This is a genomic window from Streptomyces sp. PKU-EA00015 (genome assembly GCF_013387495.1).
GTDB lineage: Bacteria > Actinomycetota > Actinomycetes > Streptomycetales > Streptomycetaceae > Streptomyces.
On record NZ_JABZEE010000028.1, the window covers coordinates 124890 to 143827 of the forward strand.

General features: G+C 67.7%; 25 protein-coding genes and 1 pseudogene. 6 read left to right on the plus strand and 20 right to left on the minus strand.

Going from position 1 to position 18938, the window contains the following annotated elements; translation table 11 throughout:
• Positions 1-56: 56 nt before the first annotated feature.
• A complete protein-coding gene (locus tag HW130_RS18395; protein WP_177150700.1) occupies positions 57-1151 on the plus strand; it encodes a threonine synthase in 1095 nt (364 codons plus the stop codon).
• A gap of 147 nt (positions 1152-1298) precedes the next feature.
• Here the strand turns inward: HW130_RS18395 and HW130_RS18400 are convergent, their stop codons facing one another.
• The 18 genes and pseudogenes from HW130_RS18400 to HW130_RS18485 form a co-directional block, all read right to left on the minus strand.
• Entirely contained in the window at positions 1299-2462 is a 1164-nt protein-coding gene (locus HW130_RS18400; RefSeq protein WP_177150701.1) for a thiolase family protein, read from the minus strand.
• Between the two features lie 1154 nt (positions 2463-3616).
• A complete protein-coding gene (locus tag HW130_RS18405; protein WP_177150702.1) occupies positions 3617-4087 on the minus strand; it encodes a DIP1984 family protein in 471 nt (156 codons plus the stop codon).
• Between the two features lie 200 nt (positions 4088-4287).
• Positions 4288-5150 (minus strand): annotated as a pseudogene (locus tag HW130_RS18410) (ATP-binding protein); the annotation flags it as partial.
• 348 nt (positions 5151-5498) lie between these two features.
• On the minus strand, positions 5499-6779 hold the full coding sequence (locus HW130_RS18415) for a tyrosine-type recombinase/integrase (RefSeq protein WP_177150703.1): 1281 nt from the start codon (positions 6777-6779) through the stop codon (positions 5499-5501).
• 36 nt (positions 6780-6815) lie between these two features.
• Entirely contained in the window at positions 6816-6998 is a 183-nt protein-coding gene (locus tag HW130_RS18420) for a helix-turn-helix domain-containing protein (RefSeq protein WP_177150704.1), read from the minus strand.
• A gap of 27 nt (positions 6999-7025) precedes the next feature.
• The gene (locus HW130_RS18425) at positions 7026-7268 is read right to left on the minus strand and encodes a hypothetical protein (protein ID WP_177150705.1); all 243 of its coding nucleotides are present in this window, start codon (positions 7266-7268) and stop codon (positions 7026-7028) included.
• Positions 7269-7279: 11 nt separating this feature from the next.
• Positions 7280-7711: a hypothetical protein gene (locus HW130_RS18430; RefSeq protein WP_177150706.1), complete on the minus strand. Its 432-nt coding sequence runs from the start codon at positions 7709-7711 to the stop codon at positions 7280-7282.
• A gap of 9 nt (positions 7712-7720) precedes the next feature.
• Positions 7721-8308: a hypothetical protein gene (locus HW130_RS18435; protein ID WP_177150707.1), complete on the minus strand. Its 588-nt coding sequence runs from the start codon at positions 8306-8308 to the stop codon at positions 7721-7723.
• Between the two features lie 32 nt (positions 8309-8340).
• Positions 8341-8904 carry a hypothetical protein gene (locus HW130_RS18440; protein ID WP_177150708.1) on the minus strand — a complete coding sequence of 188 codons (564 nt, stop codon included), beginning with the start codon at positions 8902-8904 and terminating at the stop codon, positions 8341-8343.
• A gap of 83 nt (positions 8905-8987) precedes the next feature.
• On the minus strand, positions 8988-9398 hold the full coding sequence (locus HW130_RS18445; RefSeq protein ID WP_177150709.1) for a hypothetical protein: 411 nt from the start codon (positions 9396-9398) through the stop codon (positions 8988-8990).
• Between the two features lie 30 nt (positions 9399-9428).
• Complete coding sequence (locus tag HW130_RS18450) at positions 9429-9653, minus strand: hypothetical protein (RefSeq protein ID WP_177150710.1); 225 nt, start codon at positions 9651-9653, stop codon at positions 9429-9431.
• Positions 9654-9668: 15 nt separating this feature from the next.
• Positions 9669-9854, minus strand: a complete 186-nt coding sequence (locus HW130_RS18455; RefSeq protein ID WP_177150711.1) for a hypothetical protein — start codon at positions 9852-9854, stop codon at positions 9669-9671.
• An 81-nt stretch (positions 9855-9935) separates the two neighbouring features.
• Positions 9936-10661, minus strand: a complete 726-nt coding sequence (locus HW130_RS18460; protein ID WP_177150712.1) for a DUF2786 domain-containing protein — start codon at positions 10659-10661, stop codon at positions 9936-9938.
• A 26-nt stretch (positions 10662-10687) separates the two neighbouring features.
• A complete protein-coding gene (locus tag HW130_RS18465) occupies positions 10688-11014 on the minus strand; it encodes a hypothetical protein (RefSeq protein ID WP_177150713.1) in 327 nt (108 codons plus the stop codon).
• Between the two features lie 76 nt (positions 11015-11090).
• Complete coding sequence (locus tag HW130_RS18470; protein WP_177150714.1) at positions 11091-11582, minus strand: hypothetical protein; 492 nt, start codon at positions 11580-11582, stop codon at positions 11091-11093.
• Positions 11583-11740: 158 nt separating this feature from the next.
• Positions 11741-12367, minus strand: coding sequence for a hypothetical protein (locus HW130_RS18475; RefSeq protein WP_177150715.1), 627 nt, complete (start codon positions 12365-12367; stop codon positions 11741-11743).
• An 82-nt stretch (positions 12368-12449) separates the two neighbouring features.
• Positions 12450-12869 (minus strand): hypothetical protein, encoded by a 420-nt coding sequence (locus tag HW130_RS18480; protein WP_177150716.1) that lies wholly within the window; start codon positions 12867-12869, stop codon positions 12450-12452.
• Positions 12870-13729: 860 nt separating this feature from the next.
• Positions 13730-14125 (minus strand): hypothetical protein, encoded by a 396-nt coding sequence (locus HW130_RS18485; protein ID WP_177150717.1) that lies wholly within the window; start codon positions 14123-14125, stop codon positions 13730-13732.
• A gap of 459 nt (positions 14126-14584) precedes the next feature.
• Here HW130_RS18485 and HW130_RS18490 point away from each other — a divergent pair, with 459 nt between their 5' ends.
• The 4 genes from HW130_RS18490 (at position 14585) to HW130_RS18505 (ending at position 16498) form a co-directional block, all read left to right on the plus strand.
• Positions 14585-15118 carry a DNA cytosine methyltransferase gene (locus HW130_RS18490; RefSeq protein ID WP_177150718.1) on the plus strand — a complete coding sequence of 178 codons (534 nt, stop codon included), beginning with the start codon at positions 14585-14587 and terminating at the stop codon, positions 15116-15118.
• Complete coding sequence (locus HW130_RS18495; RefSeq protein ID WP_256356158.1) at positions 15087-15509, plus strand: DNA (cytosine-5-)-methyltransferase; 423 nt, start codon at positions 15087-15089, stop codon at positions 15507-15509. Before HW130_RS18490 ends, HW130_RS18495 begins: the two co-directional genes overlap by 32 nt.
• Before the next feature lie 324 nt (positions 15510-15833).
• On the plus strand, positions 15834-16058 hold the full coding sequence (locus HW130_RS18500; RefSeq protein ID WP_218183711.1) for a hypothetical protein: 225 nt from the start codon (positions 15834-15836) through the stop codon (positions 16056-16058).
• 74 nt (positions 16059-16132) lie between these two features.
• Entirely contained in the window at positions 16133-16498 is a 366-nt protein-coding gene (locus HW130_RS18505) for a hypothetical protein (protein ID WP_309140473.1), read from the plus strand.
• 2 nt (positions 16499-16500) lie between these two features.
• Here HW130_RS18505 and HW130_RS18510 read toward each other — a convergent pair whose 3' ends face one another.
• Both HW130_RS18510 and HW130_RS18515 read right to left on the minus strand, forming a co-directional pair.
• Positions 16501-16749 carry a hypothetical protein gene (locus HW130_RS18510; protein WP_177150722.1) on the minus strand — a complete coding sequence of 83 codons (249 nt, stop codon included), beginning with the start codon at positions 16747-16749 and terminating at the stop codon, positions 16501-16503.
• A gap of 10 nt (positions 16750-16759) precedes the next feature.
• Positions 16760-17218, minus strand: a complete 459-nt coding sequence (locus tag HW130_RS18515) for a hypothetical protein (RefSeq protein WP_177150723.1) — start codon at positions 17216-17218, stop codon at positions 16760-16762.
• Positions 17219-17345: 127 nt separating this feature from the next.
• On the opposite strand from HW130_RS18515, the gene HW130_RS18520 reads away from it, so the two are divergent.
• The gene (locus tag HW130_RS18520) at positions 17346-18917 is read left to right on the plus strand and encodes a terminase (RefSeq protein ID WP_309140474.1); all 1572 of its coding nucleotides are present in this window, start codon (positions 17346-17348) and stop codon (positions 18915-18917) included.
• Positions 18918-18938 lie beyond the last annotated feature (21 nt).

Below are 18938 nucleotides of genomic sequence, written 5' to 3' on the forward strand. Positions count from 1 at the left end.
ACGCAACCGCCACACAGCCGCCATCAGGCACCACAGGGCTGCCATGCTGGCGGCCCATGACGTCCTACCGCTGTCCCGATTGCACGAGTTACTGGCCGGTCGATTCTGACATCTGGTGCTGCCCGGCCTGCCGGAGCCCCCTCGACCTGGACTTCCCCGCCTCGGCCGTTCCCCGTTCCGCGCTGGCGGGCCGCGTGAATTCGCTGTGGCGTTACGAAGAGGCGCTTCCGCTGTCCGCGCCCGCGGCCACGCTCGGCGAGGGCCGGACCCCGCTCGTTCCCCTCACGGCGAACGTGTCGGCGAAGCTCGACTTCGTCATGCCGACGCTGTCCTTCAAGGACCGGGGCGCGGTCATGCTGGCGGAGCTGGCCCGCCGGCTGGGGCCGCGCCGGGTGATCGCCGACAGCAGCGGGAACGCGGGCACGTCCGTCGCCGCGTACTGCGCGCGGGCGGGCCTGCGGTGCACCGTGTACGTCCCCGAGGGCACGTCCGCGAAGAAGACCGAGCAGATCCGGGCGCACGGCGCCCGCCTGGAGGTTGTCCGCGGCGACCGCGAGGCCACGGCGTCCGCCGCGCGGGCCGCGGCCGGCGAACCCGGTGTCTTCTACGCGAGCCACGTCTACAACCCGTACTTCCTGCACGGCACCAAGACCTATGTCTACGAGCTCTGGGAGGACCTGGGCGGCCGGCTCCCCGAGGCGGTCGTCGTGCCCGTCGGCAACGGCACCCTGCTGCTCGGCGCCGCGCTCGCGCTCGACGAACTGCTCGCCCACGGACTGATCGACGCCCGCCCCGCCCTGGTCGCCGTGCAGGCGGAGGCGGTCTCCCCGCTGGCGGCGGCGTTCCGCGCGGGCGCGCAGGACCTGCTCGCTCCGGCCCGTGCGACGCCCACGCTCGCGGAGGGCATCGCGATCTCCCGCCCGCCGCGCGCCCGTCAGATCCTGCGGGCGGTACGGGAGTCGGGCGGCGAGTTCCTGACGGTGACGGAGCCCGAGATCCGCGCGGCGCAGAAGGACCTGGCGGCACGGGGCCTGTTCGTGGAGTCGACGGGCGTGGCGTGCTGGGCGGCGGCCGGTTCGTGGACCGACCGCACGGCGGTGGTGCCCCTGTGCGGCGCGGGCCTGAAGACGGGGTTCGTCGGCGACGACTGAGGCGTGGGTACGTGTGAAGCCCCGGCGGCGGCGCGACAGAGGCGTACGGCGGGCCGACCGGCAGCCCCGCCGGCGCGATGGAGGCGCGGCCCGTCAAGGCGGCGGCCCACCGGGGAATCCCGGTGGGCCGGCCGTGCCCACGCTGCATCAGAGGCGCTCGAGGACCGTCGCGTTGGCCATGCCCCCCGCCTCGCACATCGTCTGGAGGCCGAAGCGGGCGCCCCGGTCCTCCATGGCGTGCAGCATCGTCGTCATGATGCGGGCCCCGCTGGCGCCCAGCGGGTGCCCGATGGCGATCGCGCCCCCGCGCACGTTCACCTTCGCGTGGTCCGCACCCGTCTCGCGCAGCCAGGCGAGCACCACCGACGCGAACGCCTCGTTGACCTCGAACAGATCGATGTCCCCGATCGACAGCCCGACCCGCGCGAGCACCTTCTCCGTCGCCGGGACGATCGCTGTGAGCATCAGCAGCGGATCGTCGCCTGCGACGGCGAAGGAGTGGAAGCGGGCACGCGGCCGCAGCCCCAGCCGCTCCGCCACGTCCGCGCCCATGACGAGCACGGCCGCGGCTCCGTCGTTGACCGGTGAGCTGTTGCCCGCCGTGACCTGCCATCCGATCTCCGGGAAGCGCTCGGCGACGGCGGCGTCGTGGTACGCGGACCCGAGCCCTGCCAGCGCCTCGGCGGACGTCGTGGGCCGTACGCTCTCGTCCCGCTGCCCGGTCCAGGCCACCTCGCGGTCGAACTCCCCCCGCTCCCAGGCCTCGGCGGCACGGCGATGCGACTCCAGGGCGTACGCGTCCTGTTCCTCGCGGGAGATCTTCCAGCGGGCTGCGATGAGTTCGGCGCTGACGCCCTGTCCGACGAGCCCGCCCGGGTAGCGCTCCGCGAGCCGCAGCCCGAACGGATCGCTGCCCGGCAGCACGGCGGACCCCATCGGGACCCGGGACATCGACTCGACGCCGCAGGCGATGGCGATGTCGTACGCCCCGCTGATGACGCCCTGCGCGGCGATGTGCGCGGCCTGCTGCGAGGAACCGCACTGCCGGTCGACGGTCATGCCCGGCACGCTCTCGGGGAACCCGGCGGCGAGCACGGCGTTGCGCGTGATGTTGTACGACTGGTCCCCCACCTGTGTCACGCACCCGCCGATGACGTCGTCGACGAGCCCCGGGTCGATCCCGGCCCGCTCGACGAGCGCGACGAGGGTGCGCGCGAGCAGATCGACGGGCCGCTCCTCGTGCAGCGCACCTCCTGACTTCCCCCTGCCGACGGGCGTACGCACCGCCTCGACGATCACCGCGTCCCGCACGACAACCTCCTGAGTTGGAATTCCGAACCGTCCATGGCAGCGACTATTCCGTGGTCGGTTGGAATTCACAACCCACTCACGGAAACGCATCGCGTGGGCCCGGTCACAACACCGCTCCACTTGTCGGCTGCACTTCGCGGGCGGCACGGGTGACGAAGGGTTCACGGCGGCTCACCGTCGACGGCGTCGACACCGCTGGAGCGAGCGACCGCCCGACCCACGTCCAGGGCCTGTGCTGGTCACCGCTGACGTACGCGGTCGAGCTCGCCGACCGGCCGGGCGCGACGCCGATCGCCGCGCCGGACCGCCCGGCCGCCCGGCCGCCCGGCCGCCCGGCCAACTGGAGGGCCGCCGCCTCAGGTGGGCGTCCGGCTGGACGCCCACGGCACCGGGTACCCGTCCCAGCTCGACCGGCCGAAGGGCTTCACCCCCGGATCGCCCCTGACCCCCGCGGTCACTCTCCCGACCGGACCGGCGCCGATCAGCTCCCGCCGTCAGCCGCTCCGGTAAAGCCGAGCGCCTCGGCGTGCCGGCGGCTCCCGCAGCCATTCGCGGCCCGGGCGCGCCACTGCCGGCTGCGGTCACTATCCGCGCGGGCGACCTCCGCGTCGTACGCGGCGGCGCGAGGCTCACGGTCGAACCCCGAAACGCTGAGGGACGCGAACGACGTCGTTGAACACCATGTCGCCGGCCTGGAACTCGGAGACCTACTCGGCCAGTTGCTCAGAACGTGTGCCGGGGACGCCGCCGAGCAACGGCCGGCCGGGATGCTCTCGTCCGGACACTGCGCGTACGCGCAGAACGGCGGAACGGGCACAGCGGCCCTCTCGATGGCCGTCACCGCGCGGAGCGGAGCTCGATTCTTTGGACTGCGCGCGGCATGCCGCCACGAGCCCGGAGCCGCGAGGCGACAGAAGCCGCTCGGCAGCGTGATGTGGAGATACCCCGATCCCGCCCTCACCGTCCCGGATCTGCACATGGTGGTGAACTGTGCGCTGTGCACGGTCACCTGTGCGCTGTGCTGAGCTGCTGTGTGATCCGGGGAATCGAACCCCTGCGCTGCTCTCCACGCACCAGGCGAGGGCCGAATTGACCGCCGGCCCGCGGCTTGTGCACGCCTCCGTGACGACTACCTGCTCCACACCGGGCACCGCTCAGTCCAGCAGATCGACCTCCCAGTTCGACCGCTGGATCAGGACGTCGATCTCGCGGATCTCACGGGCCAGCACATCCGCCTGCGCGCGCAACTCCGCGACCGGGAGTGCCGAGAGCATCTTCAGCTCGGATCTCAACTGCCGGACCATACCGTGCTGGTCACGGCCGGCGGCCGCGTCGGCCGCCGAAGTGATGACAGCGTGGCGGAGGCGCAGCACGTCCCGCCGCGCCAGCGCATCGGTGAGGGTGCCGCCCCCGTCGATGACCGCCTGGGCGTTGGTCCGGTTGATCCGCCGGATCAACGACTCGAGTGCGTCCAGCGTCTCTCCCGCCTCCGCCAGCAGGCTCGCCGAGTCCTCGGCCGGCGCTTCGCCCTCCTGGTACCGGGCGTTGTCGACGACGCGGGCGCGCAACTGCTCCACCCGACGTACCGCGTCCGCACGCAGCGCCAGCGCTTCGGCGAGCTTCAAGGTTCCGCACCTCCATCACCATGAGTCCGGATGAAGTATGCCTGTGCACCCACCTGTCGCCGTCCGACGGGTAGGGGTTCCGGGCCGGACTCGCCCCTTGCACCCGCGGGTGGAATCCGCAACGTCTGCGGCCTGATCGCGCTCACCAAGTCCGTCACCCCCGTCGGACAGCGCACATCACCTCGCCGACAGTCCGCTGCTCACAGCGGCCAGGCGGTCAGCAAATCGCCGGGGCCGTAAACAGCATCGAGCCCCGGACAGTCGAGGGGTTCGTCAGTGAGGGCTGCCCGGTGTCGATGGAGAGCTGCCAAGTCGCGCCGATCGAAGGGCGACTGCTCCAGCCACTTGATGGAGCCGACGAAGAGCAGCTCCTTGGCAACGGGGGCGCGATCCGCCCCGACGATGTCGATCTCGACGTCGTTGGTGCGGGTCCAATAGCCGCCCACAGCGGGGGCCGCGGGGAGCCGGCCGTCGGGCAGTATCCGGGCGAGCGCCTCGCGGATGAGCGGCTCGATCGCCCGGCCGCGCCAGCTGGTCCAGCTCTCCCGGATCCGCGCCAAGGTCACATCGCCCCGCCCTCGCTCGATCTCCTCCATGGACGGGCCGAGCAGGTGCAGCCAAAACCGCAGGTAGGGATCTGTCACCCGGTAACGGCGGTCCTTCGACGGACGCGGCGATACGGGTAGCTCAGCGGCGACGATCCGCTTGTCCGTATGCAGCTCCAGCGCTCGCTGCAGCGGCGTGGCCCGATTCCGCCGGCCGCACGGGCGATGTTGGTGAAGGTCCGCTCGCCACTGCCGATAGCCGCCAGCACCGTGCGCGCCTGAGCCTGCGGGCGGAATTCGGCAGCCAACGAGCGCTCGGCCGACACCAGCAGGGCCGAGACGGGGTCTGTCAGGGCTTCGCCGAGGAAGTCCCACAGCCCCGCGCCATGCGGCCACTCCGCGCAGATCAGCGGCAGCCCGCCGGTGACCAGCGCGGCGTCGAAGGCTTCCGCCGGATCCAGCCCGAGCATCCGCCCCACCGCGGCAGGGTTCAGCGGCCCGAGCACCATCTCCCGGCCGGAGCCGCACAATCGTCTCGGCCGCGGCCTTCGCAGCCCCGTACGGGGTGATCGGGCCTGGGTCGCAGGTCTCGTCGTAGTGGACCCGGCCAGGGATGAGCAGGGGCGGGGGCAGGTGACAAGGGGTCAGCTGTCCCAGCGCCATTCCAGCACGGGAAAAGATCAGGGGCCCGACCCCGGAGAGTCGGACCCCTCTTGACCTGCACATGTGCCAGATCAGCGATGCGGCGGCATGTCATCCGCTACACGTTGAAGCGGAACGTCTACCACAACGCTCTCACCTGCGGAAACGTGCCTCTGCAGGATCCAAGTCAGCACAGAATCAGCACGGGGAACCAAGGTCAGCACCTACGCCGCTTCGTCGTATCCCTCGGGCACCTGAGGCGCCTCGCTGGGGACCTCCACCGGCACAGGCCGCATGGCATTCTGCATGACCTCACGGCAGCGGTGCCAGGCTCCCGGCACGAGGTGCCCGTAGATGTCCACGGTCGTCTTGATCGACTTGTGACCGAGCCAGCGCGAGACCTCGTGAATCGGGATGCCGTTCGCCAACGCCGTCGAGGCGAAGAAGTGCCTCAGGGAGTGCGGGGTGTACTTCGGCTTGCCGTTCGCATCAACCAGCCCGGCTGCCTTGCACGCCTTCTTGAAGTGGTAGCCGTACGTCGAGGCAGTGGGCATGGTGCCCTTGCCGCGCTCGCGGGGAGCGAAGAGAACGTCGAGCTGCCGATCCTTCCCCGCCCTGTCCTTGAAGATCACCGGGATCGGGCCCCATTGCTCCATGTGGGCGTCAATCTCTTCCTCAAGGAAGGGGGCGATGGGAATGTCGCGATACTCACCCTCGGCCCTGTGCTTCAGCGGGACAAACGTCGTCCGACAGTCTCCTCGGTTCGCCTTCGAGCTCACCTGCCAACGGACGCGGATGAAGTCGGTCCGCCGGCACTCACTCGCGAAGGCCAGGGTCTCGCTGATGCGCAGGCCAGCGCCCGCCTGCAAGTAGATCGTGAGCCGATACTGAGGCGAGATGCACTTCCCCAGGAGCTCGACCTCTTCTAGCGTCGGAATCTCGTCCTCGTCCACGGCAAGCGAGCTCGTCCGGGGGATCTTGACGCCCTTCGCGGGGTTCTCGGAGATGCGCTTCTCGACGACGGCGGCATCGAGCATTGCCGTCACGAACTTCATGCGGTCGTTGATCGTCGAGGCGGCCATGCCCTCACCCTTTCGGTGCAGGGCAGAGACGAAGCGTTCGAAGTCGGCCTTCGCGAGCCCCGCCAGGGTCTTGCGGCCGAGGTGCGGAACGAGGTGGTTCTTCGTGAACCCCTCATAGTTCCGTATGGTGCCTTCGCCGATGACCTGCCGTTCGAGCCACTCCTTTGCCCAAGCACGCAGGGTTATCGCACCTCGCTGCGGGTCGAGGTAGATCCCCATCCCCTTGTCGTGTTCGACCTTGGAGGCGAATGCGTCAGCTCCGTCGGGTCCGGTCTTCTTGGCGAACGTCTTCTCTCTCTGGCGGGCGGTCCTGCCGCCAGGCTCTCGGTAGCGGACCGTCCAGTTGTGGCCGCAGCGGCTTTTCTCGCACGGGTAGTTCTGATTCGTCGGGTCTGTCTTGCACTTCTGAAAGACAGTGGCCATGTGGCCTCCCTTCCTTGCAGGGGCAGGGCTTTGCCCTCACCCGTAGTGGTTGTCGAGGTAGGCGACGATGTCCCGTTCCCGGAATCGCAGAAGGCGACCAACCTTCTGGGCTTTCAGCCCCCAGGACCGGTACTTGTTCTTGACGGTGGTCTCGCTGACCTTGAGCCACGCGGCGACTTCCTCCGGCGTCAGCAGCCGATTACTTCCGCCAGCGGTCACGGGCCCCTCCTGGTTACATGTTTACATTCAGGCGGCAAGGCGTGCGGCGCCCTCTTCGTAGGAGCGGCGGGACTGCTTCGTGAGGTGCCACATGCCGTAGTCGCACTGGTAAATGCGGTTCTCGCGGTTCATCGGGTGGCGATTTTCCCAGCGCTGGGCCTGGCGGTCGCGCTTGGCCTGGGCTCGGCCGAGGGCCTTCTCTGCGGACCGACGGTCAGCGAAGGCTCGTTTCTCGGAGCACTCGCAGGTGTGGAACTCGACGGTCTTCATTGGGGCGTCTCCTACTTCTGTTGGAACTTGCCGCACGGGCAGGTTGGGATCTGGCACGCGCCTCGGGCGGCGCTGGCAAGGGAGTGGGTGAAGGGTGCGTGGCCGCACTCCGGATGGAAGCACCACCCCTTCCAGCCCTTCTTGCCGTCGACGTTGGCGAGCATGATGCCGGGGGCGTACAGCTTGACCAGGTGGCAGGTCCCCCCGATCGACAGTTTGTTGGCGAAGGATTTCGCCTCTGCCTCGTTGCCGAACGGGGCCCAGTTCAGGCCGCGACTGCCGTCCTTCCACGTGTGTACGAGTGCGACCCAGTCACGCATCTGGAGAATCTCGCCGACTTGCTTGATCACTGCCTTGGCCATTTGGTCGGCACTCTCGAAGGTGGGGTCCTCCAAGAGCGCCTTAACCGCCTCGACCTCTTCCTTCCGTGGGGTCAATCTCATGGCTCCACCTTAACATTGTGGTTCCATGTTTACAGAAGGCTCCCGCGGGATGAGCTGCATCACACGGTCGTGGAGTTGCCCCACGGTGCCGTCATTGCGGATCACGTCGTCGAACAGGTACCCGGCGAGGGCGTTCTCGCTGACGTGGCCCGCCTCGCGTATCGGCTCCAAGCCGGGGCGCTCGATCGCCACCACTAGCCCGCCACGGGCCCGGATCGCGTCGGCCTCGTTGGGGAACCGCACGTCCGTGATGACGGTGGGCCCCCACGTTTCGAAGTCGCCGAGAAGGGCGTTTACCCACACGTCCTTGCCGAGGACCCCCCGGCCGCCCTCGGTGCCGAGGCGCTGAAGGTAAGTGCGGACCACGGGGAACAGTTCCTTCACGGTGTCCCATCCGTACGTGTCGACCTCGTAGCGGAGGCTCTGGGCGCACTCGCAGCAACTCTCGTCGACCACGATCGGGTCGAGGGCGTACAGCATGGCCTTCACGTTGTCAGCGAACGCCTTGCGCTGCCATCCGGCGTCGAGGAGGGCCTGAGCGGCGCTGTCCTTGCCGGACCGGGCAGTCCCGGCGAAGCCAACCAGGGGGATGCGCATTGCAGTGATTCCCTTCTCCGGGGTGTAGGTGGTCAGACGGAGGTGCCGGCGGAACGTCCGGCGTAGAAGCGGAGGGCATCGCGGGCCTGGCCTCGGGCGTACGGACCGCCGTAGAAAGCGGAGCAGGAGTCGACGTGCTGCCACTCGGTCTCGTCGTCGTCCGGGTCGGCGGCCTCCTCGACGACGAAGCCCCACACGTCCCCGGAGAGCCACGCCTCGTACTCCCGCATCTCCGCCTCGATGTATCCCTCGGAGAGAAGTCCGCAGTCGAGGTCGAAGATCTCCTCGCCGGTCATGTACCAGAGGGAACGCGGGCCGTTATCGGGGCTGGATTCGAGGACGATTCCGCCGTGCATGATCGCCACGTAGCGAGTGAAGGTCTCTACGCCCTTCCACTGGTTCCAGGCCAGGCGACGCCAGGCGTGGGCGAGGGGGCCACCGTCCTTGTCGACCGGCCCGTACTGGCCGAGGTGGGTGTCGATGGTGATCACGTGGGCGAGGGTGTCGGCGTCGTTGCGGGGGTTTTCCGCGTGTTCGTCGCGGACCAGACGCACACGGAAGCGGCCGTCGTCGGTAGTGGCAAGAACGTCGGACATGTGGACTCCTTCGAGGGTTCGGGGTGGGCCGCCCTGGGCTCTCCCTGTGTGCCAGGGCGGCCCGTGATGGGTGCGAAGATTGGTCAGTCGGTCGGGACGGCGGCACGGGCGTCGGTGTCCCACGCGGGGATGGGGCGGCCGATCTCGATGTAGCGGGCGGCGCGCTTGATGGCGTTCGCCGGGCCCGAGTACGGGCAGCCCTTATGGCGTCGCGGCGGTGCGGAGTTGGCGCCCTTCCGGTCCCGCATGTGCGAGTAGTAGACCTCGATCTCGGCGCCGCATAGCTCGTCGACCAGGGCCCAGCGGTGTTCGCTGCCGGGGTAGCCGTGGTGGGCGCCCGCGCACCGGGTGCGGGTGCAGCCTTCCGGCTCGGCAACCGGGGTGGTGCGGGGGGAGTAGCCGAGTTCGTGCATACGAGCCCAAGCGGCTTGGAGGCTCTCCAGGTTGCGCGGGGTGGCACGCAGATGGGAGGAGAGGAACGGGCCGGTGGTCATGTGTCCTGCCTTTCAGGTGAGTTGGGGAGATCAGCTGCCGTTGAGGCGGTCGAGGGTCTCGTCGGCGTGGCGTTCGAGGATTCGGTGAGCGATCTCGTGCTGTCGGTACTCGCTGGAGAGGAGTCGGATCTTCTGGCCGTAGTTGGCGAGGTAGCCGAGGTACGGGCCGAACTCCAAGGTCACGGCGTACTGCATGTCGTCCTCGATCTCTGCCTTCTCGTCGGTCAGCTCGATGTGGTCGCGCAGGTTCTTCATGTCGGGGCCTTCGGGTCAGATGGAATCGGGCTCGGGGAGGTAGCAGAGGGTGCTAGCGGAGTCGACGGCCCAGACCTCGCCGGGGTCGAGGACCAGATCGAGGACGGTGATCTCGGAACCGCAGTCGTCGCAGCGGAAGAGTCCGGAGGGCTGGACGCCGAGAGGGGCCTTGCTGCACTCGGCGCAGATGATCGTGATCACGGGTAGCCTTTCTGGGCGGCCCCTCCCTCTCCCTGTGGGAGGGGCCGCGTGCGTCAGGAAGCGGTGATGGATGGGGGGAGATCAGGCGGTGAGGGCGCGGCGCCGCTGGCCGACGCGGGTCTGTCCCAGGTCCGCGCGCTTGGCGGCTTCCTGTCCGGCGGCGTATCCGGTCCCGCGTCGCCGCGTGGTGCGGCCCGCGTTACGGGCGTTGGGGTATGCGGCGTTGAAGCGCGCCAGGACGACGGTCTTGCGGTCTGCGACGACCAGCTCGGCGGAGCGACCCGAAGCGGCTGCCGGGGCTTCCTGCCGGGCGCGGGCCTCAATCTCCTGGAGCCGCTTGTAGACGGTCAGGATGAACCCGGCGAGCCACGACTTCCGGTAGGTGACCACCTTCTCCCCGTAGGCGGGGCGGCCCTGGCGCATGCCGTTAAACGCCTGGAGGCACAGGGAGGTGAACAGCAGCTCAACTCGGTCGAGGTCGGACTCGTAGCCGAAGAGGTGGACTTCGGTCCTCCCCCGGTTCTTGTCCTTTGTGATGCCGTGGCAGTTCAGGGCGTCGGCGATGTAGCCGAGGAGATAGATCCGGTCGTTGGAGTACGTGCCCTCGACGACGATCACTCGGTCGCCCGGCCGGTCGAGGTCAGGGTCGGCGTCGGCGAGCATCGCCCGCTCGATCCCGTACTTAGCCATCAGCTCGGCGGCCTTCGCGAAGAACGCTTCCGCTTCCTCGGGCGTGGCAGCCGGGTCCTCGGCCTTCGCAAGTATCGCGCGGATCTTGGCGAGCTTCGGATCACTATTCGGGTTCATGTTTACACTCCGTGCTGTTGAAGGAATTAGGCCGGGATCTTGACCGCGGTCGGCTGCATAACGGCCGCGTACTGGGCGGCCACGAAGGCAATCCACGTCTCGCGGAACTCGCGGTCCCGCAGGGGCAGTACCGCCCCGAGGTGGAGGATCACGCGGTCGAGAAGGCCGGTCATGTCGTCGGCGTCGACCAGGGACGAGCACGCGATGCAGGCTCGCCAGGTGCCGTCGTCGTCCATCAGGGCCACGTCGCCGAGGCCGTTCGCCAGGCCGACGATCGGCCGGTCGGGGCCGAGCACGTAAACCCATGCGGCGGTGCCGGCGAGGTTGCAGAAGTCGCAGTCCTGCTTGTTCATGGAGTCCTCACGTTCGAGGTAGGGGCCGCCCCTGCCCTCTCCCTGTGTGGGAAGGGGCGGCCGGGAGAGGTGGAGGTCAGGTGGCGGGCTCGTACGGGGCCAGCTCGCCGACCTCGCGCAGTGCGTTGCGTACGGCCGTGAGTCCGGCCTTGACCTCAGCGAGGGCCTCGGCCCGCTTCGTGGCCGCCCTGTACTGCCAGGACTGGACCTTGAAAACCGGGGCATCGGTCGGGCCCTCGTATGTCGGGAGCCACTTCAGGACCGAGGAAACGAGTGCGCGGTCGGTGGCCTCGCGGCGGACGACGGCCGCCAAGATCGCCTGCCAGTGGTGCTCAACCCAGAAGGCCGGGGTGGCGACGAGGTTCGTGAGGGCGGTACCGACGTACCCCGCGAGTCCGGCCTCGTCGTCGCGCTCGTTGGCGATGTTGTGGATGCCCTTCTCACGGAACCGGCGGGCGGAGAGGCGCAGTTCCTCGCGGTCGGTTGAGAGGGCGAGGACCACGACCTCGCGGTGCTTCTCAACGAGGGTCGCGGCCGACTGCACCGCGGATCGGACTACGGGCTTCATAGAGTCCTCGCATTCGAGGTAGATGGACTGACGCCGGTTGGCATCGTCAGAGGGCAGGTCCCGCCTGCCGCTGACGCCCGGAGGGCGTTTCGCCTTTGCGTTCTGGAGGTGGCTGCCCCTCCCCTCTCCCTGTGGGGGAAGGGGCAGCTGGGGGAAGATCAGGCCCGCGCAAGGTCCGAGTTGCTCGTAACCTCCTGCACGGAGATCCCGTGCTCGTGCAGGACGCCGCAGTCGTCCTCGCCGCACTCGCACTCGTCGCGGAGCGTCTGTGCATGCATCTCGGCGCAGCCCTGGGCGTACTGCCAGGCCGACCACAGCGAGGTGAAGTGGGACTCGGCGTCGCGCTCGTATCCCTCGCGCTGCGTCACCAGGACCCGGCCGTTCGCCTGCGCCTCGACCTCCCACAGGCCCACCAGGTCGCCGTTCTCGCGCCAGACCCGCACCTCATGGTTCGGCTCGCACTCGCCCTCGAAGGTGCACCCGGAGCCATCGCAGTAGCCGGTGAAGCAGTGCCACGACTCGGCCGGGTCGCACTCGCCGTCACGGCAGGTGTCGCACTCTCGGGCGTTCATGATGTGCGACCCGCAACACTCGCAGTCGTACGCGCCTCGGATGATCTCCTGGGACTCGTCTTCGAGCAGGTCCCAGCCCTCGGGGATGAACTCCCACACGTCGGCGGGCTCGTCGTCGAGGTAGTGGTCGATGTACGTCGTCTCGCCCTGGTCGTCCTCGACGATCAGCATCAGGTACCAGCGGGCCTCGGAGGGGGCAACGATGGCAGTCATGCGTCCTCGCATTCGAGAGAGGGGCCGCCCCTGCCCTCTCCCTGTATGGGAAGGGGCGACCGGGTCAATGTTTACACCAGCCCTAGAAGGCGGCGGTCTCCGCGAAACCGGTCTCCCGCTCGGTGCCCTCGCCCTTGAGGCGCGCTATCTCCGCCCGCAGTGCGTCGTTCTGCTGCCGGGCCTTGTCGAGTGCGTACGACACCTCTTCGACGCGGCGACCCAGGTTGTAGGCGATCGTCAGCAGGTCGAACCGCTGGACCTCACGCTTCGCGAGGTTGACCGGACGGACGGGCTTCGGCACCTCCAACTGGGCGATGACCTCCGAGGTAATGAAGACGAAGCCGGCACAGTAGGTGCACCTCTCCCCGGCGTCCGGCTCGGAGACCTCCCGCTCGTAGAAGCTGAAGTCGATGCACTGGTAGCACCGGAAGTCACCTTCCGAGCGCTTGACCCCAACCTTCTTGCCGTACTGGCGGTCGGTGTCGCTGAACACGTACTCCATGTGGACCGTGCCTTCCCTGGGCGACTGGCTTCAACTTTACACCAGCCGGAAAGTTCCGCCGAGCCGGTTGGCTCAGCGCGGTTCAAATTTTACTGCACCGTCGGGCTGGAGTTTCGCGTTTGGGCTGGTCAGCGCCGCGATCCCTTTCGCGACGCCCGGACCCTTGCCCGGTTGCGAGCTTCCCGGATCTTGTGACCCGTTCCGTTCGGGTGTGGCTACATCTTAACACTCTGGCTGGTTCGCTCCGCAACCCTTGCGTGAGCTGCGGTTTCTGCCTGCCTGTGGGCGCCTGCCGGTCGTCGTTGCCGGGACTTCATTCGATGTGGCTACACCTTAACACGATCCGACGGGGGCGCGTCCACTCCTGCCCTGTCTCTGGCCTGCCCTGTGCTGCCTGTCCGTGCGTACGTACGTGTGAGGCAGGCAGACAGCGGCCCAGCGTCCGGGCATGTCTGCCCGGCCCGCTCATGTGCCGCTATGTGCGCTGTTGCCCTACGTGTGCTCGCATACGTCATCACATACGTTCGATGAGCTGCTACCCCTTACGGCCCGATGCGGCATCACATGCCCCTGCATGGCCGTATTGAATTGGAACGCCGACCTGGTGCCCGCGTGCGCGCTCTCGACACGCCTTGCCTGCCCTTGCCCCGGGGGGTGGGGGTACGACCCGGCCGGCGTTGGCTTCCCGGCCGCCGGGTCTTAGCAGCCCGGATTCTGCCACGGTTCCAAGGTCGACGAGGCCCCCCTCGCGCCTCGTCAGGCAGCCTCATACCCGCAGGTCAGCGGCGGCGCGAGCGTTCTGCAGTGCCTCCGCCGGAACTGCACAGGAATGGGAGGCCGCGGCGGCTCCGTCCAGGTGTTCAGGCTGCCTTTCCGTACATCCAGCGGCGAACCACGGTGTAACCATCAGGAAGCTCGTCCCCTGTCAGTTCCCTGTACCTCGCCCTGGCCTCGTCGCTGGCGCGCTGACCGGGAGGGAGCCTTCGGAGGAAGGGGTCGCGGTCAGGATTGGGGGAGGACTGACGGGGCTCGCTCGCGGCTTCAGGAGGGAGGAACGGCCCCTGATCGTCGGCGTCTTCAGCGTCCCGCCCTTCCATGAGGCGGGCGACTGCGGCAGTCAGGGCCGCGCTGACGACCACGCCGCCGACGGCATGGATCTTCTCCCTGTGCTTCTGGTACAGCCCCTTCGCCTTCTGGGTGAAGGACGTGGGCTTGCTGTCCTCGGGGGCGGGCTCGCAGGGCGTGGAGTCAGTCACATGCACACATCTACCGGACTCAGCTCCCATCTGTCAGGAGATCACGCGACATCGGCCGATCAGGGGCAGTGGCGCTCGCCAGACTGAAGTACGTCTTCGCGTCTTCACGAAGGGGCGGCCTACCGGCCGCCACAGCCGCAAGCCGTCTTCCCGCTGTCCGCCCTCCGGGCGGCACTGCTCCTTCGCCGCTGCACTCCTTCTCCGTCGCCCTTCGGGCGCCGCCGGAGTGTGAGTGAGGTCACAGGATTTCCCGTTTCCGGAAGCAAGATCATTTAGCGACTTGTAAGTGTAAGTACGTAAGTCGCGAGGCTCGCAAGGCTTGAGCCCCTGTCGGGGCTCGCCTGCATGAAGACGCCGTACGTACATCGCAGGTCGCAGGCTTGGCCCCCGAAGGGGGCCTCCTGAACGAAGACGAAGGACGCGAGTACGTACGTACGTCTTTCGCGCGAGGGGGTCTGCTTGAGACTCCTCGAACTCTGCGCTGGGTACGGCGGCCTGGGTATGGCTGTGGCCCCTCTCGTGAACGGCCGCGTCGTGTACGTGGCCGAGAGTGCGCCCGGCCCGAACGCCGTCCTGGCCGAGAGATACCCGGACGCTCCCAACAACCTCGGCGACATCCGCGAGATCGACTGGGCTCAGCTCGTCGGCCGGGTCGATGCGATCACCGCAGGGTTCCCCTGCCAGGACATCTCGATTGCGGGGAACCGGGTTGGCATACGAGGCGCTCGCTCTGGAGTTTGGGTCCACGTCGCTGAAGCAGTTCGCGTCATACGACCCCGAATCCTCTTCCTGGAGAACGTCTCGAACCTCCGGACGCGCGGCCTCGAAGTCGTCATCGCCGACCTGGCCGCGATCGGGTACAGCGCACGGTGGGTGTGCGTACGAGCTTCCGAAGCTGGTGCTCCACACCTCAGAGACCGTTGGTTCTGCATCGCGACCCCTGAAGACACCGACTGCGAACTTGGGGTCGAACGGCGGGCCCCGTCACCCTGACGAACGCCGAGCTGGTGGTCACGGCCCCACGCTGGACGACGAGGCGAGCTTCGTCCTCCCCTACTCGATCGCGCTCCGTGAAGGCCGCGAGCCCGAGCCTGAGATCGACGGTCCCCACTCCCCCGCCTCCTGGTGGGGCGAGTACCTTCCCGGCATTCGGCGCTGGGAGGGCGTGACCGGCCGGGCCGCTCCCTCGCCTACCGAGATCGGCCTTCAGGGCAGCCCGCGCGTCAGCGCTCGGTGGGTCGAGTGGCTCATGGGCCTGCCTCGCGGATACGTCACCGACGTACCCGGCCTGACGCGCGGACAGCAGCTCCAGATCCTCGGCAACGGCGTGGTCCCCCAGCAGGCTTCGGCGGCGTTCGCCGCGCTCCTCGACCTGGGGGTGTGAATGCCGAACTGGTCCTCGTCGGACAGGCGCGAGCGCCTGCCGGCGGATTGGCCGCGAATCCGACTCCGCGTCCTACGGCGAGACGGACACCGCTGCACCGCCCGCGATCAGTACGGGCAGCGCTGCGAGGAACCGGCCACGGACGTAGATCACATCGTGCCTGGTGATGACCATCGAGAGACCAACCTACGAGCGCTCTGCGGGTTTCACCACCAGGTCAAATCCTCTCGCGAGGGAGCCCTCGCACTCGCCGCACGACGGCGCCGGATCGACAAGCGCTTCAAGCGGACGGAGGCCCATCCGGGCCTCATGTAGGGGGTGGCCGTGTTCACTGCCGCATGGGTCGCCTGGATCGCCGCCTTCTGCGTGATCGAGGGCGTCGCCCTGTACCGGAAGCAGCCAGGCGACACCTTGTCCGAGCATGTCTGGAAGTGGTTTCACACCGCGAAGGGCACCGCGCCGGACCGGACAACCCGGCTGCGCCGCTTCGTCCTGGTCGCGTTCATGGCATGGCTCTCCGCCCACTTGCTGACGGGCGGGACAGTCTGATGCCCGGCCCCGTACCCAACCGTGAAGCCGACCTGGCTCGCCCGCGCGAGCGTAAGGGCGGCGACGTTCAGTCCGTGACGCGCGGCGTCGCCCGCCCCACAAAGGTGCCGAACGGCGACCGCTCCTGGCACCCGATCGCGAAGCGCCTGTGGGACTCCCTGAAAGAGTCCGGCCAGGCCGACTTCTACCAGGCGAGCGACTGGGCCCTCGCCTACTCCCTCTGCGAAGACCTCTCCTTCTACAAGAAGTCCGGAAAGAGGTCGGGTCAGATGCTCCAGACCATCTACGGCGCCTTCGAGCGGCTCCTCGTCGCCGAGGGCGACCGGCGCCGTGTGCGCATCGAATTGCATGAGCCCGAGTCGGACGAGACGTCGGCCGCGGTCCTGGCCATCGCGGATTACAAGAAGGCTCTGGGCGTGACAGAGCGTGGCGACGCCTGAGATCAGCGCATCCCAGTGCCGGCGATAAGATCGTCGTCGGCGTCTATGGTCTCGATGACATCTCCAGCAGCGTTCCGCTTGATCGTCTGCGTTACGTAGCCGTCCCCATCGCGGATGATCTCGATCCTAGCGACGACGTCGTCTCTCGGCTCGTCGTGCTCCGATTCCCTGACGTGTGTCACGCCGTAACCCTTCACTATGCCCTTCAGTAGGTGGGCTATTTCGTGTTCCGTCTTCATGATTCGGTTCATGTTGGCACTCCTAGCCGAAGATCGCGCCCGCAGCTCGGCAGGCTGCCGCAACGGCGAGTGCGACGACCGCTGCCGTCAGTGTACGTTGCCGCCCTCTGATCTGGTGCTTTTTGTTTTTTTTCAGGGCGTTCAGCGACGCCTGTAGGAGTTTGTCTTCCAGTCGGGTCGGATGGTTGTCCAGCAGGTCCTGGATCTTCTCGTGGCTGACGCCCTGAATCGCCGGTCGCAGCAGGGGCTTTTTGAGCCGTAGTCCCACGAGGTTGAAGATCAGGACGACGATGCTGGCGAACAGGAAGTATGCGGAAATCGTATTCCACCACGTGTCGGAATTCACAAGTGCCACCGCGGCCCCTTCAAAGCCGAGCAAGGCGGTTGCAGAGACCTGAAGCGCATCGATCTGCGAGACCTGCTTGGTCTCTTCGTGACGCCCTGCTTCAAGCGCAGCGCGTGTGTACGGATCGGTGGCCATGACACGAGCATGACCTCGGCCTGGTTGTGCCGCACTTTCAAGTAGTGCAAGGGGGCGAGCTGCCATAGTCGCCCTGACTACCGAAGATATCGAAGCCCTGGAGCCCGCGTTCCTCGGGCCTACGTGGGTGAAGGACGCGTCCGGTCAGTGGAAGCTGCCGCAGCGCACGCTGGGCTGGCAGATCGCTGGCTGGTGCGCGGAGTACCTGAAGGCCGAGAGCGGCGGCTCCTGGAAGTTCACCAAGGAGCAACTCCGCTTCGTCCTCCACTGGTACGCCGTCGACGAGAACGGGCGGTTCACGTACCGCAAGGGCGTGCTCCAGAGACTCAAGGGCTGGGGCAAGGACCCGCTTCTCGCCGTGATCAGCCTCGTCGAGTTCGTCGGCCCAAGCCGCTTCTCGCACTGGGGCCCGGACGGACAACCGGTCGGCGTGCCCCACCCGCAGGCGTGGGTGCAGATCGCGGCCGTCAGCCGCGACCAGACCCGTAACACGATGACCCTGATGCCGAGCCTCATGAGCGACAAGCTCATCGAGACGTACGGCATCAAGGCCGGGGCCGAGCTGATCCGTGCGAACGGTGGCCGGCAGAGACTCGAAGCGGTCACCAGCTCGTTCCGCGCCCTCGAAGGCGGCCGAGTCACCTTCACCGTGCTGAACGAGACGCACCACTGGGTGACCGGCAACAACGGCGACCGCATGTACGAGACGATCGACGGTAACGCGACGAAGAAGGACTCGCGGTATCTGGCGATCACGAACGCTTACCTTCCCGGCGAAGACTCCGTGGCCGAGAAGATGCGCGAGGCGTACGAGAAGATCCTCGAAGGCCGTGCGGCCGACATCGGCTTCATGTACGACTCGATCGAGGCTCACCCCGCAACTCCCCTGACGCCCGAAGCGATTCGGATCGTCCTGCCGAAGATCCGCGGTGACGCGGTGTGGCTCCGAGTCGAGACGATCCTTCAGTCGATCCTCGACACGACGATCGCGCCCAGCCGCTCGCGGCGTATGTGGCTGAACCAGATCGTTGCGAGCGAGGACGCCCTCTTCGGCCCAGCCGAGTGGGATGTCCTGCGGGACGACGAGAAGCAGCTCCGACCAGGCGACGAGATCACGCTCGGGTTCGACGGCGGCCTCCGCGACGACAGCACAGCCCTGGTGGCTCTGCGCGTCACGGATATGTGCGCCTTCGTACTCGGCCTGTGGGAGAAGCCGGACGGGCCGCAGGGTAAGGACTGGGAAGTCCCCCGCGCTCAGGTCGACTCGGCGGTGCACGACGCCTTCCGTCTGTTCGAGGTGCAGGGCTTCTACGCCGACGTGGCGCTCTGGGAGTCCTATATCTCCGAGTGGTCGGCAACGTACGGCGAGGGCCTGGCCGTGAAGGCGCCCGGTAAAGACGCGATCGGCTGGGACATGCGTACCAGCCTGAAGGCGTCGACCCTCGCGAACGAGCGCCTCATGAGGTCGATCTTCGACCGGAAGGTCTCCCACGACGGCGACCGCAAGCTCCGCCGGCACGTACTGAACGCGCGGCGCCGGACGAACAACTACGGGGTCAGCTTCGGCAAGGAAAGCCGAGAGAGCCCCAAGAAGGTCGACGCCTACGCGGCGCTCATGCTCGCGCACGAGGCCCTGGTCGACCTTCGCGCCCGTGGCAAGAAGGTCCGTAAGCGGACCGGCCGAGGGTTCTTCCTGTAGCGGTGTAAACATGTAACCAAG

Excerpts from the sequence above, each read along its gene's own strand:
- HW130_RS18470 (WP_177150714.1), bottom strand. The coding sequence starts at position 11,582 with ATGAAGCCCGTAGTCCGATCCGCGGTGCAGTCGGCCGCGACCCTCGTT.
- HW130_RS18510 (WP_177150722.1), bottom strand. The coding sequence starts at position 16,749 with ATGAACCGAATCATGAAGACGGAACACGAAATAGCCCACCTACTGAAG.
- HW130_RS18395 (WP_177150700.1), top strand. The coding sequence starts at position 57 with ATGACGTCCTACCGCTGTCCCGATTGCACGAGTTACTGGCCGGTCGAT.
- HW130_RS18440 (WP_177150708.1), bottom strand. The coding sequence starts at position 8,904 with ATGTCCGACGTTCTTGCCACTACCGACGACGGCCGCTTCCGTGTGCGT.
- HW130_RS18450 (WP_177150710.1), bottom strand. The coding sequence starts at position 9,653 with ATGAAGAACCTGCGCGACCACATCGAGCTGACCGACGAGAAGGCAGAG.
- HW130_RS18415 (WP_177150703.1), bottom strand. The coding sequence starts at position 6,779 with ATGGCCACTGTCTTTCAGAAGTGCAAGACAGACCCGACGAATCAGAAC.
- HW130_RS18430 (WP_177150706.1), bottom strand. The coding sequence starts at position 7,711 with ATGAGATTGACCCCACGGAAGGAAGAGGTCGAGGCGGTTAAGGCGCTC.
- HW130_RS18445 (WP_177150709.1), bottom strand. The coding sequence starts at position 9,398 with ATGACCACCGGCCCGTTCCTCTCCTCCCATCTGCGTGCCACCCCGCGC.
- HW130_RS18465 (WP_177150713.1), bottom strand. The coding sequence starts at position 11,014 with ATGAACAAGCAGGACTGCGACTTCTGCAACCTCGCCGGCACCGCCGCA.
- HW130_RS18475 (WP_177150715.1), bottom strand. The coding sequence starts at position 12,367 with ATGACTGCCATCGTTGCCCCCTCCGAGGCCCGCTGGTACCTGATGCTG.
- HW130_RS18435 (WP_177150707.1), bottom strand. The coding sequence starts at position 8,308 with ATGCGCATCCCCCTGGTTGGCTTCGCCGGGACTGCCCGGTCCGGCAAG.
- HW130_RS18515 (WP_177150723.1), bottom strand. The coding sequence starts at position 17,218 with ATGGCCACCGATCCGTACACACGCGCTGCGCTTGAAGCAGGGCGTCAC.
- HW130_RS18460 (WP_177150712.1), bottom strand. The coding sequence starts at position 10,661 with ATGAACCCGAATAGTGATCCGAAGCTCGCCAAGATCCGCGCGATACTT.
- HW130_RS18480 (WP_177150716.1), bottom strand. The coding sequence starts at position 12,869 with ATGGAGTACGTGTTCAGCGACACCGACCGCCAGTACGGCAAGAAGGTT.
- HW130_RS18425 (WP_177150705.1), bottom strand. The coding sequence starts at position 7,268 with ATGAAGACCGTCGAGTTCCACACCTGCGAGTGCTCCGAGAAACGAGCC.